General features: G+C 70.2%; 12 protein-coding genes and 2 pseudogenes. 6 read left to right on the forward strand and 8 right to left on the reverse strand.

The genetic code is table 11. The annotated features are described in order from the left end of the window. Nucleotides 1-29: 29 nt before the first annotated feature. Entirely contained in the window at nt 30-1,337 is a 1,308-nt protein-coding gene (locus tag LRD69_RS08325) for a multidrug effflux MFS transporter (protein WP_277329666.1), read from the reverse strand. Between the two features lie 77 nt (nt 1,338-1,414). Between LRD69_RS08325 and LRD69_RS08330 the strand changes: the two genes are divergently transcribed. Beyond that, a complete protein-coding gene (locus tag LRD69_RS08330) occupies nt 1,415-2,416 on the forward strand; it encodes a Gfo/Idh/MocA family oxidoreductase (RefSeq protein ID WP_277325918.1) in 1,002 nt (333 codons plus the stop codon). An 18-nt stretch (nt 2,417-2,434) separates the two neighbouring features. Here the strand turns inward: LRD69_RS08330 and LRD69_RS08335 are convergent, their stop codons facing one another. Beyond that, nucleotides 2,435-4,063 (reverse strand): alkaline phosphatase D family protein, encoded by a 1,629-nt coding sequence (locus tag LRD69_RS08335; RefSeq protein ID WP_277325919.1) that lies wholly within the window; start codon nt 4,061-4,063, stop codon nt 2,435-2,437. Between the two features lie 214 nt (nt 4,064-4,277). Here LRD69_RS08335 and LRD69_RS08340 point away from each other — a divergent pair, with 214 nt between their 5' ends. Further along, on the forward strand, nt 4,278-5,051 hold the full coding sequence (locus LRD69_RS08340) for an SDR family oxidoreductase (RefSeq protein ID WP_277325920.1): 774 nt from the start codon (nt 4,278-4,280) through the stop codon (nt 5,049-5,051). Between the two features lie 111 nt (nt 5,052-5,162). Then, a complete protein-coding gene (locus tag LRD69_RS08345; protein ID WP_277325921.1) occupies nt 5,163-6,041 on the forward strand; it encodes a PhzF family phenazine biosynthesis isomerase in 879 nt (292 codons plus the stop codon). Nucleotides 6,042-6,053: 12 nt separating this feature from the next. Here the strand turns inward: LRD69_RS08345 and LRD69_RS08350 are convergent, their stop codons facing one another. Beyond that, nucleotides 6,054-7,010, reverse strand: coding sequence for an NAD-dependent epimerase/dehydratase family protein (locus LRD69_RS08350; protein ID WP_277325922.1), 957 nt, complete (start codon nt 7,008-7,010; stop codon nt 6,054-6,056). Next, on the reverse strand, nt 7,007-7,981 hold the full coding sequence (locus tag LRD69_RS08355; RefSeq protein WP_277325923.1) for a ScbA/BarX family gamma-butyrolactone biosynthesis protein: 975 nt from the start codon (nt 7,979-7,981) through the stop codon (nt 7,007-7,009). The genes LRD69_RS08350 and LRD69_RS08355 overlap by 4 nt, the downstream gene beginning before the upstream one ends. 128 nt (nt 7,982-8,109) lie before the next feature. Here LRD69_RS08355 and LRD69_RS08360 point away from each other — a divergent pair, with 128 nt between their 5' ends. From LRD69_RS08360 to LRD69_RS08370, 3 genes are all read left to right on the forward strand, one after another. After that, nucleotides 8,110-8,772: a ScbR family autoregulator-binding transcription factor gene (locus tag LRD69_RS08360; RefSeq protein WP_277325924.1), complete on the forward strand. Its 663-nt coding sequence runs from the start codon at nt 8,110-8,112 to the stop codon at nt 8,770-8,772. A gap of 196 nt (nt 8,773-8,968) precedes the next feature. Continuing rightward, nucleotides 8,969-10,123 (forward strand): serine hydrolase domain-containing protein, encoded by a 1,155-nt coding sequence (locus LRD69_RS08365; RefSeq protein WP_277325925.1) that lies wholly within the window; start codon nt 8,969-8,971, stop codon nt 10,121-10,123. Between the two features lie 106 nt (nt 10,124-10,229). Continuing rightward, complete coding sequence (locus LRD69_RS08370; RefSeq protein WP_277325926.1) at nt 10,230-11,132, forward strand: glycosyltransferase; 903 nt, start codon at nt 10,230-10,232, stop codon at nt 11,130-11,132. A 157-nt stretch (nt 11,133-11,289) separates the two neighbouring features. On the opposite strand, the gene LRD69_RS08375 is transcribed toward LRD69_RS08370, so the two are convergent. The 4 genes and pseudogenes from LRD69_RS08375 to LRD69_RS08390 all read right to left on the reverse strand — a co-directional run bounded on the left by LRD69_RS08375 (nt 11,290) and on the right by LRD69_RS08390 (nt 18,084). Further along, nucleotides 11,290-13,407, reverse strand: a complete 2,118-nt coding sequence (locus tag LRD69_RS08375) for a glycoside hydrolase family 6 protein (protein WP_277325927.1) — start codon at nt 13,405-13,407, stop codon at nt 11,290-11,292. A gap of 361 nt (nt 13,408-13,768) precedes the next feature. Next, a pseudogene (locus LRD69_RS08380) lies at nt 13,769-14,509 on the reverse strand (cellulose binding domain-containing protein); the annotation flags it as partial. Nucleotides 14,510-14,554: 45 nt separating this feature from the next. Continuing rightward, nucleotides 14,555-15,244 (reverse strand): annotated as a pseudogene (locus LRD69_RS08385) (hypothetical protein); the annotation flags it as partial. A gap of 95 nt (nt 15,245-15,339) precedes the next feature. Beyond that, nucleotides 15,340-18,084, reverse strand: a complete 2,745-nt coding sequence (locus tag LRD69_RS08390; protein ID WP_277329667.1) for a glycoside hydrolase family 48 protein — start codon at nt 18,082-18,084, stop codon at nt 15,340-15,342. Nucleotides 18,085-18,142 lie beyond the last annotated feature (58 nt).

Genomic DNA, 18,142 nt, shown 5'->3' on the forward strand with positions numbered 1-18,142 from the left:
GCCCTTGCCTGTGAGCGGTGCTCGCAGGCTTACGACACCCGCTGCCAGGGCCGGCACAAGCCCAGGAAGCACGCCATCGCGCCCACCGAGCACACCAGCTGGACGACCGCCATCGGTACCGCGGTCGCCTCCCCCGCGATCCCGACGAGCGGTGAGGCGACGGCGCCGATCAGGAACGACGACGTACCGAGCAGCGCCGAGGCCGAGCCCGCCGCATGCTTGGTACGCATCAGGGCCTGGGCGTTGGTATTGGGCATCGCGAGCCCCATCGCCGACATCAGGACGAAGAGGCCGGCGGCCACCGGCACCAGACCGACATCGCCGAACACCCCGGACGTCATCAGCAGCAGCGCGGTCGCGGCCAGCACGATGATCCCGAGCCCGCAGCCGAGCGCCTTGTCCAGACTGATCCGGCCGACCAGCACCTTGCCGTTGATCTGACCGACGGTGATCAGGCCGATCGAGTTGAGGCCGAAGAGCAGGCCGAAGGTCTGCGGTGAGGCGCCGTAGATCTCCTGGACGACGAACGGCGAGGCACTGACGTAGGCGAAGAGCGCGGCGAAGGCGAGGCTTCCCGCGATCATGTAGCCGGTGAAGACCCGGTCGCCGAGCAGTCCGCGCATGGTGCGCAGCGCGTCGCCGACCCCGCCGGTGTGGCGGTCCTCCGGCTCCAGCGTCTCGTGCAGCCACTTCCAGACGACCAGGGTGAGCAGGATGCCGACGACGGTGAGGACGGCGAAGATGCCGCGCCAGTCCGTGAACCGCAGCACCTGTCCGCCGATCAGCGGCGCGACGACCGGTGCGACTCCGGAGATCAGCATCAGGGTGGAGAAGAACCTGGCCATCTCCACACCGTCGTACAGGTCACGGACCACGGCCCGGGCGATGACGATTCCGGCCGCGCCGGCCAGCCCCTGCAGGAGGCGGAAGCCGATGAGGAGTTCCGTGCTGGGCGCGAGGACGCAGAGCGCGGTGGCGAGTACGTAGACGACCATGCCGAGCAGGAGCGGGCGGCGCCTGCCCCAGCGGTCGCTCATCGGCCCGACGACGACCTGGCCGAGCGCCATTCCGCCGAGGCAGGCGGTGAGGGTGAGCTGGACGGTCGCGGCGGGGGCGTGCAGGGCGTCGGTGACCGCGGGGAGCGCCGGGAGGTACATGTCCATGGAGAGCGGCGGGAGCGCGGTGAGTCCGCCGAGGACGAGGGTGACGAGGAGTCCGGTGCGCCGGGCCGCGTCGGTGACGGCCGGACGGGTCGCGGGCCCTGTTCCGGTCCCGAGCCCGGTCCTGTCGGTCGATGGGGGTGCGTGCAGGGCTCGGCTCACGCCGCTCTCCGGCATTCTCATCTCCAAATAGTTGAAACTGACTCTATGCTCTCAGCTCAGCGGGAGTGGTCGAGACCTTTTTGGGAGCAGGCATGAGCAGGACCGTGCGTTGGGGCGTGCTGGCTACGGGTGGCATCGCCGCGACCTTCACCGCCGATCTGCAGGCGGTGCCCGGTGCGGAAGTGGTGGCCGTGGCCTCGCGCACGGACACGTCGGCCAAGGCGTTCGCCGAACGGTTCGGGATTCCGAAGGCGTACGGCAGCTGGGCCGAGCTCGCCGCCGACGACGAGGTCGACGTCGTGTACGTGGCCACGCCGCACTCCGCGCACCGGGAGGCCGCCGCGCTCTGCCTGGAGGCGGGAAAACACGTGCTGTGCGAGAAGGCGTTCACGCTGAATTCCCGCGAGGCCGGGGAACTCGTGGCGCTCGCCCGGGACCGGGGCCTCTTCCTGATGGAGGCGATGTGGACGTACTGCAACCCGGTCGTCCGGCGGATGACCTCGCTGGTCGCCGACGGCGCCATCGGCGACATCCGCATCGTGCAGGCCGACTTCGGGTTCGCGGGCTCGTTCGGCCCGGACCACCGGCTGCGGAACCCGGCGCTGGGCGGCGGTGCGCTGCTGGACCTGGGGGTGTACCCGGTCTCGTTCGCACAGCTGCTGCTCGGTGAGCCGGACCGCATCCAGGCCGACGCGCTGCTCTCCCCGGAGGGCGTCGATCTGAACACCGGCATGCTGCTGGGCTGGGAGTCGGGCGCCACGGCCCTGCTCAGCTGCTCTGTCGTCGCGGACACCCCGCAGACCGCCTCGGTCACCGGCACCCGCGGGCGGATCGACTTCCCGCGCGGCTTCTTCCACCCGGAGCGGTTCGTGCTGCACCGGGAGGGACACGACCCGGAGGAGTTCACCGCAGGGGGCGCCGGCGACGGGCTGCGCGGGATGCAGTTCGAACAGGCCGAGGTGGTGCGGGCGCTGCTGGCGGGCGAGACGGAGTCCCCGCTGGTGCCGCTGGACGGTTCGCTGGCGGTGATGCGGACGCTCGATGCGGTACGGGACCGCATCGGCGTCCGCTACCCGGCCGATGACATCGGCTGACCGGGCTCCGGTCCGCCGTTACGCAGGCGTGAGGCCCTGGTTGCCCACCTCGGTGACGAACGATCCGGCCGTCACGACGGGCGCGCCGGGCGTGGTGACGGCCGGCACCGTGCGGTAGTCCGCGCGCGCCTCCTTCCGGCCCAGCGTGACGACGGTGTATCCACGCCGGCCGTTGTAGAACTTCATGTGCGGGTTGGCCTGCATCTGGTTGTTCCAGCTGGCCGGCTTGTCGGATCCGTCCTTGCCGCTCGAGATCGACGTGGCGACGATCTCCGTGCCGAGCGTGCGGGACGACGGGTCGTTGAAGTCCTTCTTCAGGTCGAAGCCGTAGGCGACGTGGACGTCGCCGGTCAGCACCATCAGGTTGTCGATCCCGGCGGCCTCCGCGCCCTTCAGGATCCGGTCGCGGGAGGCCGGGTAGCCGTCCCAGGCGTCCATGGACAGCTTGAAGGCGTCGGTCGGCACATCGCGCCGCTGGGCGAAGGTGACCTGTTGCGGCACGACGTTCCAGGTGGCCCGTGAGGCCTTCCAGCCGTCGAGCAGCCAGCGCTCCTGGGCGGCACCGGTCAGGGTGCGCGCCGGGTCCTCGGACTCGGGTCCCGGCTTCTGCCAGCCGTCCCCGTACGCCTGGTCGCTGCGGTACTGGCGGGTGTCGAGGATGTCGAACTGGGCGAGCCGGCCGAACTGCAGGCGCCGGTAGAGCTTCATGTCCGGTCCGGTCGGCCGCTGCGGGGTGCGCAGCGGCTGGTTCTCCCAGTACGCGCGGTACGCTGCGGCGCGCCGCAGGAGGAACTCCTCCGGCGGGACGTCGTTCTCCGGGGTGTCCCCCGCGTAGTTGTTCTCGGTCTCGTGGTCGTCCCAGGTGACGACGAAGGGGTGCGCGGCGTGCGCGGCGCGCAGGTCGGGGTCGGACTTGTAGAGGGCGTACCGCAGCCGGTAGTCCTCCAGCGTGACCGTCTCCCGGTTGAAGTGGGCGGGGAGCGTGCGGTCGGTGTAGTTGCGGGCGCCGCCGGTCGCGGTCACGGCGTACTCGTAGAGGTAGTCCCCGAGGTGGAAGACGACGTCGACGTCCTCCTGGGCGAGGTGCTTGTACGCCGTGAAGTACCCGTCGTGGTAGGCCTGGCAGGAGACGGCGGCGAGACTCAGCGCGCTGTTGCCGGCGTGACGGGCGGGGGCGGTGCGGGTCCGGCCGGTCCCGCTGACCCACTTCCCGGCACGGAACCGGTAGTAGAGGACGCGGTCGGAGTCGAGGCCCTTGACCTCGACGTGGACGCTGTGGTCGAACTCCGGGTGGGCCGTGGCCGTTCCGCGCCGGACGATCCGGGAGAAGTGCTCGTCGCGGGCGAGCTCCCAGCGAACCTGGAAGCGGGCGTTCGGCAGCCCGCTGTCCGGCTCGTACGGACGGGGGGCGAGCCTCGTCCACAGCAGGACGGAGTCGGGCAGCGGGTCGCCGGAGGCGACGCCGAGGGTGAACGGGTCCTCGCCGATCGTCCCGGCATCCAGCTCGGCGGCGCTCGCGGCGCCCGCGGCTGGCAGGTTGACCGAGAAGGCTAGCGCGGCGGCGGCGCCGGTGACGGTGAGAAAGCGGCGGCGGCCGACGTGCTGTGCGGCGGCGCGCATCTCCTGGTGGTGAGATGAGTGCGTCATCTGTCCCTCCCCTGACTGGTGGTGTACGGGGAGAGTCCACCGGCCCGGCACGTCGAACGGCTGTCGCGTTCGCATCGCCAAGGCGTCGCTCGGATGATGAGTGCGGCGGTAATGACCCTCGGGGGACGAAATGCGCGCAGGCGCAGCCGTCGTGATCATCACCGGCCGGCCTGCCAGGGCCTTGATGCCGCAGAGGCGTATACGCTGCGGCGTCATGAGCAACAAGCCGTTGAACTCCGACGCGAGGACCGCCGTCGTCACGGGCGCGGGTTCCGGGATCGGCCGCGCGGTGGCTCTCGCCCTGACCGGCGCCGGCTGGTCGGTGGCGCTCACGGGCCGCCGCACCGAACCGCTCGCCGAGACCGCGGAACTGGCCGGCGGGCACGCCCCGGTGATCACCGTCCCCGCCGATGTCTCCCGCCCCGAGGAGGTGACCGCGCTCTTCTCCTCCGTGAGGGAGTGGACCGGCCGGGTCGACCTGCTGTTCAACAACGCGGGCACGTTCGGGCCCCGCTCCGTCCCGGTCGAGGACCTGTCGTACGACGACTGGCGGACCGTGGTGGACGTGAACCTCACAGGGGCGTTCCTGTGTGCGCAGGCCGCGTACCGGCAGATGAAGGGGCAGGACCCGCAGGGCGGCCGGATCATCAACAACGGTTCGATCTCCGCCCATGCGCCGCGCCCCCACTCGGTGGCGTACACGGCGACAAAGCACGCCATGACGGGGCTGACGAAGTCGCTGTCGCTGGACGGCCGTCCGTACCGGATCGCCTGCGGTCAGATCGACATCGGCAACGCGGCGACGGAGATGACCGAGCGGATGCAGACCGGCATCCTCCAGGCCAACGGTGAACTGGCGGCGGAGCCGGTGATGGCGGCGGCGGACGTGGCCCGGACGGTGCTGCACATGGCGGAGCTGCCGCTGGAGGCGAACGTGCAGTTCGCGACGGTCCTGGCGACGACGATGCCGTACGTGGGTCGCGGCTGACGACCCGCAGAACCCATCGAACCACCCCTGGTCCGGGGCCGGTTGCCGTGATTCGGGATGCCGGTCCCGCGAGCGGGAATGCCCCGGACCACGGACCGGTTGTGCTGCGACATGAACCGGATTTCAGAGGCCGAGGTCCTGCGCTACACCGCGTTCTCCGGCGACCCCGAGGGCGGCAATCCGGCAGGTGTCGTCCTCGACGCCTCCGGTCTCGACGACGCGGCGATGCTCGCCATCGCGGCCGAGCTCGGCTACAGCGAGTCGGCGTTCCTGACCGGGCCGGGCGCGACGGACGGATCGGCCGGTCGTGGCTACACGATCCGCTACTTCAGCCCGAAGGCCGAGGTTCCGTTCTGCGGGCATGCGACCGTCGCGACGGCCATCGCCTTCGCCGAACGCAACGGCCCGGGCGAGCTGGTCCTCACCACGCGGGCGGGTACGGTGCCTGTCACCGTCACCCGGGACGGCACCGAACTCCGTGCCACTCTGACGAGCGTCGAACCGCACGTCACGGACATCGCCCCGGACGACCTGGCCGAGGCGCTGGCCGCCCTGGACTGGCCGGCCGCCGACCTGGACCCGGCTCTGCCGCCCCGTATCGCCTATGCGGGCAATCGCCATCTGGTGCTGGCCGCCGGAAGCCGGGAGCGGCTGGCCGACCTCGACTACGACTTCGCACGGCTCGAAGCGCTGATGCACCGGCTCGACCTGACCACGGTCCAGCTGGTGTGGCGCGAGTCGCAGGCCGTCTTCCATGTCCGCGACCCGTTCCCGGTCGGCGGGGTGGTCGAGGACCCGGCGACGGGCGCGGCAGCCGCCGCCTTCGGGGCGTACCTGCGCGAACGGTCCCTGGTCCCGGACGCCGCGGTCGTCACGCTCCGACAGGGCGAGGACATGGGCCGCCCCGGCACGCTCACGGTCGAGCTGCGCCCGGGCGACGCGCGCGTGCGGGTGAGCGGGACGGGGACGCGGATCCCGACGGCCGAGTGACCGGGCGGACGCCTACTGCCCCAGGAACTGCCGATACCAGGAGGCGTGCCGGGTGAAGGTGGTGGCGAAATCCGCGCCGGGCTCGCAGTCGGCGTCCTGCCAGACCCGCTCGTCGGCGAACCAGTGGTCCACCGCGAGCATGTCGAGGTGGTGCAGGGCGTACGGAACCTCTGCCAGCCGGGCACGGGCGGCGCCGATCCCGATGCCGGTATCCGTCCAGGGCAGCCCGAGTGCGCCGATGACGGTCGTCAGCAGCTCCGAACCCGTCACCGGCTGCGGGTGGTTGACGTGGTAGACGCCGGTCGGCTCCTTCGGGGAGAGCGCCGCGCCGAGCAGCGCCCTCCCCAGCGTCTCCACGTCGATGAGCGAGTGCCGCGACTCGCACCCGGCCAGTCCGGCCCTCAACTTCCCGAGCAGGGCGACGAGTCCGGGCACCGCCCACCGGTCCCCCGGGCCGTGCACGAGATGCGGGCGCAGTACGGTTCCGCCCGCCGCGAGGACGTGCCGCTCGGCGGCGGCGCGGGTCAGGCTGGTGGCCGACACGGGGGCGAGCTCCGCGCCGCCCGGCCGCAACCCGGTGAACGGGCCGCGGCCGTAGACGGACGCCGTGCTCACGTAGACGATCCGGGCCACCCCGCTGCGGGCGGCCTCCTCGACCAGAGCGCGGGTGCCGTGATCGTTGACGGCCGTGGCGGTCTGCGCGTCGCCGCCGATGTACGAGGCACAGTGGACGACGGCGTCGATTCCGTCGCAACTGCCGTGCAGGGAAGCGGGATCGGCCAGGTCTCCGGACACGGTCTCGGCGTCGGCACCGATCCCGATCCCGGTACCGGTGCCCGGAGCGTCGCTGAGCGCGGTCCTGTGGGTCATCAGGCGCAGGCGGACCCCGGGGACGTGACGCGCTACGGCAACGACATGGCTGCCGATGAAGCCGGTCGCACCGGTGATGAGGATGCGCGGCGCCGTCACGGCCGTCCACCCTGGTTCTCTTCGGCGCGGACCGGGGATTCGAGCGTGCTGATGAAGGCCTGCTCGCCGTCCTGGACGGCCCGGACCTCCACCCTGGTCATCGACGGATCGTCCGACCGGACGGTCCGCGCCTCGATCCAGCACGGGCGGTCGACTTCGACGTATCGGAGGAAGGCGGTCTCCAGCGACGTCGGGAGGAAGGCGTGACCGGGATCGATGACATTGGCGGCCTGCCGGGCCGCCTCCAGCAACAGGATTCCCGGCACATGGTCGTTGGGCCGGCCGAACAGGGTCGGATGCCCGGTGTCGAGCCGCAGCTCCCACATGCCCTCGCGGGTCGTCGGCGACAGCACGACGTCACACTCCGCGGTCCGGCCAGCCGTGCGCGGCGCGACGGCCGGAAGGAGCGGAACGGGGACGCCGATCACGGACTGCCGGTCCCCTCGCAGCCGTTGGTACACCCTGGCGGGCATACAGCTGATCCGTCCTCCGCCGGCCGAGATCCGGCTGCCGCCGCGATGCACCAGCAGCTCGAGCTCCATGGAGCCGAGCCCCCGGCCGCGGCGCCTGATCCGGGAGCAGGAGACATCGACGGTGATGTCCCAGGGTTCCGCGCGCTCCTCGAACGCCTCCCCCATCCAGAGGCGTTCGGGCGAGGCCACGTACCCCAGCTCCCACATCACGAACTGGTCCCCGACCGGAACGCCGAACTCCGCGTGGGCCAGCAGCATCGTCGTCTGCCGCATGGTCTCCGCGATCAGCAGCGGATCCTGGTGACCTCCCCGGACGGGCGCGAAGAAGCGGTGCGTGCGCGGCCAGCGGGCCGAGACCGAGAACTGGGTGTCGGTCTGCCTGGTCCAGCCCGTCGGAAAGACATCCTCCGGATCCGTCCGGTGCACCAATTGCTGGACGAGTTCGGCCTGTATGTCTTCCTGTGACAGGGAAGCCGAGCGCGAGGCGAGTCGAACCATGAAGTTCCCCCCAAGGAGCCATGTGGGAGGCCTACCACCCCCGCAGTAAGATACTGACAGCCCGGTTTTCCTTTCCAGTCCGACCCCTGTGGTGCTGACCACGCCATGACCAGAGAGATACATAGCTGATGGCACAGCAGGCGCGCGCGATCGCGACTCGGTACTCGATCCTGGTGGCGGCCGCCGCCGTATTCGACGAACGCGGCTACAGCAGCGCGACGATCAGCGAGATACTCGCGAGGGCCGGGGTGACCAAGGGTGCGCTGTACTTCCACTTCAACTCGAAGGAGGAGCTGGCGCTCGGCGTGATGGACGTCCAGCTGGACAGCGTTCCGTTGCCACCGCAGCTGACGAAGCTTCAGGAACTGGTGGACCAGGGCATGTTGCTCGCCTACCGGCTCCGTCACGAGCCCCTGGTCAGGGCCAGTGTGGGTCTGGCGATGGACCAGGCCGTCGAGGGTCTCGACCGGGGCACCCCGTTCCGGGCCTGGATAGACCGGCTCGAGCATCTGCTGACCGCCGCGAAGGGTCAGGGCGAGCTGTTGCCGCACGTCCAACCCCGCGAGACCGCCGAGCTGCTGGCGGGTTCGTTCTCCGGGATTCAGGTGATGTCCCAGGTTCTGTGCAGGCGCGAGGACCTGGGGCGCCGGATCTCCGTACTGCTGCACTATCTCCTGCCGAGCATCTCGACGCCCGCCGTGCTGGCCACTCTCGACATGGCCGAAGACCGGGGCGAGCGGCTGCTCGACTCCCTCGAAAACATACCGAGCGAGGCCGGCGCCACCCGCTGACCACCCGGAACCGGTCCGTCCGAGACCGGGACCGTACCGGATGGTCTTCACATCACGCCCGGCTGCACCCTCCGCGGGTACGGACCCGGCGGCATCCTCCGGCGGGCCGACGGCCGGAATCGGCGGCTTCGGCCCGATGATTCCGTGGGGCGGCGGAAGTCCTCCTTCTGACCGCACCGATCGAGAGGGTGGACCGATGACGACCGACCTGCACGAGATCCTGCACGCACACATCGGCAAAGGGCCAGTGCCGGGAGCAGTGGGCCTGGTGGCCCGCGGCGACCGGGTGGAGGTGCAGGCAACCGGCTCGGCCGATGCCGAGGGCACCGTCCCAATGGCGCGGGACTCGATCTTCCGTATCGCTTCGATGACCAAACCGATGGTCGCCGCGGCGGTCATGATGCTGGTCGAGGACGGCCGGATCGCTCTGGACGACCGGATCGACCGGTGGCTGCCGGAGCTGGCGTCGCCGAAGGTGCTCCGTACGCCGTCCGCTCCGCTCGACGACGTGGTTCCGGCCGCCCGCCCCCTCACCGTGTTCGATCTGCTGACCTTCCGTGCCGGGTACGGCTTTCCGTCCGACTTCACGCTGCCGGGCGTCGCACCGCTGTTCAGCGAGCTGAAACAGGGTCCGGAACCGGCGGACGTTCCGCCGCCCGACGAGTGGATGGCGAAGCTGTCCCGCATCCCCCTGCTGAACCAGCCGGGCGAGGCCTGGCTGTACAACACGTGCTCGGACATCCAGGGTGTACTGATCGCGCGGGTCTCGGGCCGCTCGCTGCCCGAGTTCCTGGCCGAGCGGCTGTTCGAGCCGCTGGGCATGAAGGACACCGGATTCATGGTGCCGACCGCCGCTCTGGGCCGCTTCACGAGCCTCTACCGCATCGACCCGAACGGCGGTATCCGGCTGGTGGACTCCCCCGACGGCCAGTGGACCGGCATGCCCGCGTTCCCGTCCGGCGGGGGCGGGCTGGTCTCGACCGTCGACGACTGGCTGGCCTTCGCCCGCATGATGCTCGCGGACGGCACGGCCGGCGGACGTCCGCTGCTGTCCCCCGCATCGGTGCGCCGGATGACCACCGACCATCTGACCGCGGGCCAGCGCGAGGCGAGCCGGCTGTTCCTCGAGGGCCAGGGCTGGGGCTTCGGCGGCTCCGTCGATGTCGAGGCCGTCGATCCGTGGAACGTGCCGGGCCGCTACGGCTGGATCGGCGGCACGGGAACGACTGCGCACTTCGTCCCGTCCACCGGCACGGTCGCGATCATGCTGAGCCAGCTGGAAATGACCGGCCCGACACCACCTGCGCCGATGCGGGACTTCTGGCGGTACGCGGCGGAAGCATCGAACTGATGTCGCCTACCGAACACCCGTGTCCCCGCCACGACAGGGCGGCAACCGGAACCTGAACAGCAAGCGACTACGATCACGGGCACCGCAGCGAGCTCAGGAGCTGACCTTGTCCGAACCGCGCATCGGCGTATCCATCGTGACCATGGGCGACCGCCCGCAGCAGGTCGAGGCCCTGTTGGCCTCGGTGGCCATGCAGGACGTGCTGCCGACCCGTCTCGTCGTCGTGGGCAACGGCACGCCGCTGCCGGACTTCACCGACCTCCCCGGCATGTCCGCGCTGGCCGGTGGGGTGACCACCATCGAGCTCGACGAGAACCTCGGCTGCCCCGGAGGACGTAACGTCGCCATCCGCAGGCTCGCGGAACTCGGTGACGTGGACGTCGTCGTCGAGCTGGACGACGACGGTCTCCTCGTCGACACCGGTGTGCTGCGCAAGGTCCAGGAGATGTACGCCGCCGATCCGCAGCTCGGCATCGTCGGGTTCCGGATCGCCGACGAGCACGGCGAGACACAGCGCCGCCATGTCCCCCGGCTGCGCGCCACCGACCCGATGCGGCGCGGCCCGGTCACGGCGTTCCTCGGCGGCGGGCACGCGTTCTCCATGGACATGCTCGCCGAAACCGGCCCCTGGCCTGCGGAGTTCTTCTTCACGCACGAGGAGACGGACCTGTCCTGGCGGGCGCTCGACGCGGGATGGAAGATCCTGTACGAACCCGACCTGCTGCTCCAGCACCCCAAGACGTCCCCGGCCAGGCACTCGGTCTACTACCGGATGACGGCCCGCAACCGCGTCTGGCTGGCCCGTCGCAATCTGCCTTTCCCGCTGATCCCGGCCTATCTGGGCACCTGGGCCCTCCTCACCGTGGCCCGCACCCGCTCGGCCGCGGGTCTGCGCGCCTGGGCCGGCGGCTTCGCCGAAGGGGTCCGGACCCCTTGCGGCCGGCGGCAGCCGATGCGGTGGCGCACGGTGTGGCGGATGACGATGCTGGGGCGGCCGCCGGTCATCTGAGAGTCGGAAGCCTCCCGGAGTACGGAGGTTCCCCGCATGGCCGCACCACGACGGCCGTCGCCCCCGCCACCGCGAGACGCATGCGGCGACGGGGGCGACGGTTCAGGTCGCGGACCGGGTCACATCAGGACCGTGAGCCCGGGCGGGTCGGACCGGGTCAGGGGGCGGTGCCCCAGGTGAGGGTGCCGTTGACGTACACGCCGACCTTCGACGCGTCGGCGTAGGCGGTGTTGGTGGCGCGGCTGTAGTCGTCGGCCTCGTTGAAGTTCGACCAGTCCGACTTGTTCAGCCGCAGCTGGATCTCCCCGGTCGAGGCACCCGCCGCCAGGGTGCCGCTGCCGAAGCCGACCTCCAGATAGTGACTGGCCCCGGCAGCCGAACTCCCCGAGGACGACACCCCGTGGGTCACATTGCCGCTACCCAGCGCCGCGTAGTCGCAGTACGTGGTGAAAGTGCTCGCACCGGCCTCCGGAGTGAACCAGTAACGCACCTTCACCGTGGACAGGTTCACCGCACCGCTCCCGGTGTTGACCAACTGCAGACCCATCCGGATCTGGTTGTCCGTGGCCGAGGAATCCGTGTTCTTGTACTGGACCTTGAGCGTCCCGGTACCCGTTCCACCATCCTCGGACGTGGTCGCCGAGACCGCCGCGGAAGCCGCCGAAACATTCCCGGCCGCATCCCGGGCCTTGACGGTGTAGCTGTACGCCGTCGACGCAGAGAGCCCCGTGTCGGTGAACGACGTACCGGCCGTGGAACCCACCTGGGCGCCTGCGCGGAACACGTCGTACGCGGTCACGCCGGTGTCGTCGGTGGATGCCGTCCAGGACAGCGAGACGCTGCCGCTCGTCTTGGCCGTGACCGTCAGGCCGGTCGGCGCGGTGGGCGCCTGGGTGTCGTCGTCACCGCCGCTGCTGCCGTCGAGGGGCGGGTACGCGTTGCGCACCAGCTCCTGGAACTGGGCGGAGAACCAGTGGCCGGCCAGCGGCGAGTTGGGCAGTGCACCGGTCGGGTTGTTGCCGTTGCGCCCGTTGCCTCCGTACGTCGGGTCGCACATCTGGTCGAAGCCCTTGCCCTCGTCGTTCTCGACGGGCGCGCTGTTGCCGTCAGACTCGCCCGGGGGCTTGGCCCAGACGTAGGCGTCGATGCCGGATTCCGGGGCGCTGGTGGGCCGCTCACCGATGCCGGCGCCCGACTGGTTGCACCAGTTCCCAGGGTGGATACGGCGGTCGATCCGGCCGCCGTTGACATAGGTGTCGACGTTCGTCGACGGGCCGGCGGCGGTGGGCCGGGCGGAGCCGCCCCAGCCGTTGCGGGCGGTGTCGATGAGCATGCCGATGTTCGAGGCGAAGCCCTGGTTGACCAGCTCCGTGCGCAGAGCCTGCGCGAAGGAGAGTTCGTCGACGTAGAAGTTCCAGTCCACCCACTTGGACTGGCGCACCGTCGTACCGTTCACCGAGTCGGTGACCTTGAAGTACGGCTCCTTCAGAGCCGAGTAGTTGGCCGTGTTGACGATGAACCCCTGGACGTCCGCGACCGTGGCGCCCTCGGTGGTCGCGGCCTTCTTGAACTCCTGGGCCGCCGGGACGAAGTTGGTGTCCCAGCCCAGCCAGCCGTGGTGACCGGCGTCGACGTAGTTGTAGACGTTGGGAATGGCCCCCAGGGTGTGGAGCGCGTAGCCCACGCCCTTCTCGTAGTTGCCGTTCGCCTTCATGGTCGCGCACTGGGTGGTGGACCCGGCAGTGCCGCCCGCGTTGGTGACGAGGTTGGGCAGCGAGTCCGGTTCGATGATGGTGACGATGCGCAGGTTCGCGTATGCCGGGTCGTCGAGGATGTCGGCAATGGGGTTGATGTACTCGGTCTTGTACCGGTCGAGTTCGGTGGGACCGAGTTCACCGTTGGAGGCCAGGGCGGCGCAGTCGCGTCCCGGAAGGTCGTAGATGACGACCTGGAAGAGGTTCGCGCCCTGGTCGAGCGCCTCGTCGAGGTGCTCGCGCAGGCTCATCGCGTCGCCTGCGCCCTCGATGGCCGCAATGCGGTCCATCCAGACGAACGAGGGTTCGTCGGCGATGGCACTGCCGCCCGGCTCGGCGGCGGCCTTGGCGGACCACTGCGGGTTCACATAGGCCTTGGCGCCGGCGTACGGGTTGTCGACGCGGGCCGCGGCGGAGGCCGGGGTGGGGACGGCCACGGCCAGGGCCGCCCCGATCGCCAGGGCGGAGAGTGCGGCGAACTTCCTGCGTATCCCGTGCCGGGTGGAACTTCGTGATCTCATTGCGGCTCCGTATTCCTTTCCTGCGTACGCCTCCGGGCACTCCCCGGGGGCGGGTTCAGAGTTGTTGCCGGGCTCCGCGGTACTCACGGTGCGGTGCCCCGCACCAGGTCGCCGCCGACGTGGATCCCGATGTGTGGGGCGTCGGTGTACGTGGTGCCGGTGGTGCGGCTGTAGTCGTCGGCCTCGTTGAAGTCCGACCAGTCGGTCGTGTCGAGGCGCAGCTGGATGTCACCGGTCTCGGCGCCGGGCGCGAGCGCGCCGCCGGTGAAGGGGTGGAGTGGTGCCCCGATGGCGGGACGAGCGGGGTGAACAGCCCCGCCATCGGGAGTGTGCGGTGGTGCGGTGCCTGACCGGTGGGGCGTCAGGGGGCGGTGCCCCAGGTGAGGGTGCCGTTCACGTACACGCCGACCTTCGACGCGTCGGCGTAGGCGGTGTTGGTGGTGCGGCTGTAGTCGTCGGCCTCGTTGAAGTTCGACCAGTCCGACTTGTTCAGCCGCAGCTGGATCTCACCGGTCGAGGCACCCGCCGCCAGAGTGCCGCTGCCGAAGCCGACCTCCAGATAGTGACTGGCCCCCGCGGTCGAACTCCCCGAGGACGTCACGCCATGCGTCACGGTCCCGCAGCCCAGCACCGCGTAGTCGCAAGCCGTACCGAACGTGCTCGCACCCGCCTCCGGGGTGAACCAGTAACGCACCTTCACCGTGGACAGGTTCACCGCCGCGCTCCCGGTGTTGACCAACTGCAGACCCATCCGGATCTGGTTGTCCGTCACCGACGAATCAGTGTTCTTGTACTGGACCTTGAGCGTCCCGGTACCCGTTCCACCACCCTCGGACGTGGTCGCCGAGACCGCGGCAGAAGCCGCCGACACATTCCCCGCCGCATCCCGGGCCCTGACCGTGTAGCTGTACGCCGTCGACGCGGAGAGCCCCGTGTCGGTGAACGACGTACCGGCCGTGGAACCCACCCGCGCCCCGTCCCGGTAGATGTCGTACGCCGTGACGCCGGTGTCGTCCCTCGACGCCGCCCAGGACAGGGCGGCGGTGTTGCTGGTCGTCCCGGTGACCCGGACCTCCGCCGGCGCCGACGGGACCGCGGTGTCGCCCCCGCCGTCGCTCTCCGTGCCCGCCTCGAAGGAGAAGCTCCTCGTGCCGAGCCCCTGGCCGCCCTGCCAGATCTCGAACCCGGCCTCGGCGTCGATCAGATAGTGCGCGGGATTGATCTGGCCGCGGGTGACGGCGTCGTCGATCAGGCCCTTCACATCGAGATCGGCGAACTCGGTGGCGCCCTGCTGCAGTACGTACGAGATGACCTTCCAGCCCGAGGCGCCGGGCCCCGTCCAGACATCCCACGCCCTGCCGTCGAGCTGCACCGTGCCGGTGCGGGAACCGATCGGCTGGACTCCGCCGCGGTGGTTCATCCAGATCATCACCTCGGTGCCGTCCGGCTGGTCGTCCGTGACGGGCGTCGAGTTGAACCAGAGGTCCATCGAGACGTTGTACGCACCGGAGGCAACCTGGGTGGTGGACCACGAGGTGCGTGCGCTGCCGAGCGCATCGACACGCAGCGGCAGCCCGCTGTCCGTGGTGCACGCGCCCCAGTGACAGCCCTTGTAGCTGGACGGGTACGTGGCCGGGGCGCCGTTGGTCGGCAGGGCGAAGGACGATTCGGTGACGCTCCAGGCACCGGTCTCCGGGTCGACGCCCACACACTGCCGGGCCGCGGAGTTCCACTCGTTCTGCTGGTAGATGTACTGGCCGCCCTGCAGCTCGGTGGTGCCCCACGCGGTGCAGTCGGTCACCGGATCGGCCGCGGCCGGCGAGGCGCCGCTGAGCATGGATGCCGCGGCGAGCAGCAGGGCCGCTGCGGTGGCGGCGAGGGACGGGAGCCACCGGTCGCGGTACCGGGCCGCCTCGGCCGTACCGGGTCCGCTCACGGCTCCACTCCCCACGCGAGGGCCGAGCCCACATAGGCGGCGAGCCGGGGGGCGTCCGCGTAGGCGGTGTTGGTGGCGCGGCTGTAGTCGTCGGCCTCGTTGAAGTTCGACCAGTCCGACTTGTTCAGCCGCAGCTGGACCTCGCCGGTCGAGGCGCCGGCGGCCAGACTGCCCGCGCCGCCGGTGAAACCGACCTCCAGGTAGTGGTCGGCCCCGGTCTTCGGGCTGCCGACCGTCACCACGGTGTGGTTGATGTTCGACGACCCGAGGGCCGCGTAGTCGCAGTACGTGGAGAAGGTGCTCGCACCGGTCTCGGAGCTGAACCAGTACCGGACCTTGACCGTGGACAGATCGACCGGGGCGCTGCCCGTGTTGACGATCTGCAGTCCGAGGCGGATCTGGTTGTCGGTGGCCGAGGAGTCCGTGTTCTTGTACTGGACCTTCACCGCGCCGGTGCCGGTGCCGCCCGGCTTCGTGGTGGCGGTCACGGCGGTGGAGAGCGCGGAGGTGTTGCCGCCCGCGTCGCGCGCCGCCACCGCGTAGCTGTACTCGGTTGCTGCGGCGAGGCCCTGGTCCGTGAACGTCCGTGCCGTCGCGTTGCCGGCCAGTACCCCGTTGCGGTACACGTCGTAGCCGGTGACGGCGACGTTGTCGGTCGAGGCGGACCAGGCCAGCGACACGCTGTTGTTCGTCGTCGCGGTGACCGTCAGCCCGCCGGGCACCGTCGGTGGTTCGGTGTCACCGCCGACGTCGCCCTCCACCAGCAGTTCGGCGTAGATCGAGAAGGCCAGCGCGAGGGCCGCCTGGGCCCAGAACCGGTGATAGGTAAAGGTGGGCGCAGGACCGCCGTCCAGGTAGGCCTGGACCTTGGGCCAGTCCGGGTCGTCCCGGTACCAGGACCGCATGCCGATGAAGGTGACGCCCGGCTCGACCGTGTCGCCGCCCGGCATCTCGCCCGACCAGCCGTCGGGTACGAACACCTCGTCGTCGAACCGGTTGTAGTCGGCCCGGGTTTCCGGCACCGCGATTCCCTTGTCGTCAGCGTTCAGCGCCATCGCGTCGAGCAGGGCCTTGGCCAGCGCGCCGGCGGCCGCGTCGCCCGACTTGGCGGCGTAGTACGTCAGCGTCTTGACGTAGGCCGCGCCCACCCCGACGTCGTTGGAGTAGTCCACGACCGAGACATGCAGTCCCGCGTTGCTCCCGGGGGACGCCGGGTTCCAGGTGTCCGGCTTACCCGTCCAGTTGAGGGTGGAGGGGAAGCGGTAGCTGCCGTCGGCGCCGACGGTGGTCTGGCCGGAGGCCCAGGCGACCCACTTGGACAGCACGGCCCTGGCGGTCGCGTTGCCGGTGACGTAGTAGTACGCGGCTACGCGCTCCATGCCCCACACCTGGAAGCCGAACCAGTTGTTGCTCGGCGGGTCGTGGTAGACCGGCTGCCAGTCGTACGCCATGCCGTAGAACGTCGGCGTACCGGACGGCGGCGCCCCGTACTTTCCGTCCCAGCTGTTGGTGCAGCCGCCGGCGAAGGCGCCTTCGGCGGACTGCAGCCACTGCAGGAACTCCAGTTGCCTGGTCAGGCTCTTCGCCCAGTCGGTGCGCGCCGTCGCCGACTTGGGGGTCAGCGCCGGGACGTTGGACAGGGCCCATGCGGCAAGCGGGTTCTGGTACCCCTGGTGGGAGGCGCCGTCACCGATGCGCCAGGCCCAGCCGCCGCCACTGCCCGCGGCCGCGCCGCCCCAGGCGTAGTACCACGAGAGCAGATAGTGCTGGGAGTCGCGTCCGGACGCGGCCGGGCAGGAGTGGGGATCCGTGCAACTGCCGATCCGCTTGAAGTACTTGTCGAACATGGCGTAACGGAGGTAGTCGCCCATCTTGGCGGCCTTGGCCACCGACGCCGCGATCTCGCCCTCCTTGCCCTGGGCGGAGGCCCAGCGGTACGCCCAGTAGGCGGCCTGCACCGCGCGGGCGTCGGCGTCCGGGGCGTTGGTGTACTTCCACTGCTTGGCATAGCTCGCGTCGTCGACGAACAGATCGAGAAAGCCGTTGGGGCCGCCGTAGTTGAAGAGATCGGTGGTCGGCTGCGGAATGGTCTCCCAGACCGACTCCTGCGCACCGCGCTGGTAGGTATTGATGAACGAGGGGCCGGCGCCCGGTCCCGACTCGCCCCCGGTACCCGGCTTGTTCCCGTAGCCGTAGGTGTTGTCCAGGTCCATCAGCCAGTGCATGCCGTAGACATCCATCGTGCCGTAGGACGAGGCCAGTTCCGTGGCAATGGGGTCCGAGCCGACCGGTACCGAACCGTCCAGGGCGGACGGGTAGTTGTCGGGCAGTGGCCACTCGGGAGCGTAGGTCGCGGGGGAACTCGGGTTGTACGAGCCGGCGGTGGACTGATCGGCGTGCTGCGGAATGATCGTGCGCTCGGCGATCGCCCAGGCCTGGTTGAAGGGAGCCCAGTCGCCGGTCACCCTGCCGTACGCCGCCTCCAGCCACATCCAGAAACTGACGGCCTCGGAGGTGGTCTCGTGACCATGGTCCGGTGCCTCGACCATCAGCGTCTCGGCGGAGTGGTAGGGAAGGCCGTCCGGGCTGAAGTAGCCGTTGGCCGCGTCCTTGATCTTGCCGTACTGGGCGAGGAACGCCTGGGTGTACGGATCATCTGCCGCCGCGGCCCGGGCCGCCCCGCCCGCCGGAGCGGCGGGCTTGGCGACGGCGGTGCCCTGGGTGAGCCCCATCGCGATCAGGCTGCCGCTCAAGGCGGCACTGAACGTTCTACGTGATATCGACACAAATCCTCCGTTG

This window comes from Streptomyces sp. JH14 (genome assembly GCF_029428675.1).
Lineage (GTDB): Bacteria > Actinomycetota > Actinomycetes > Streptomycetales > Streptomycetaceae > Streptomyces.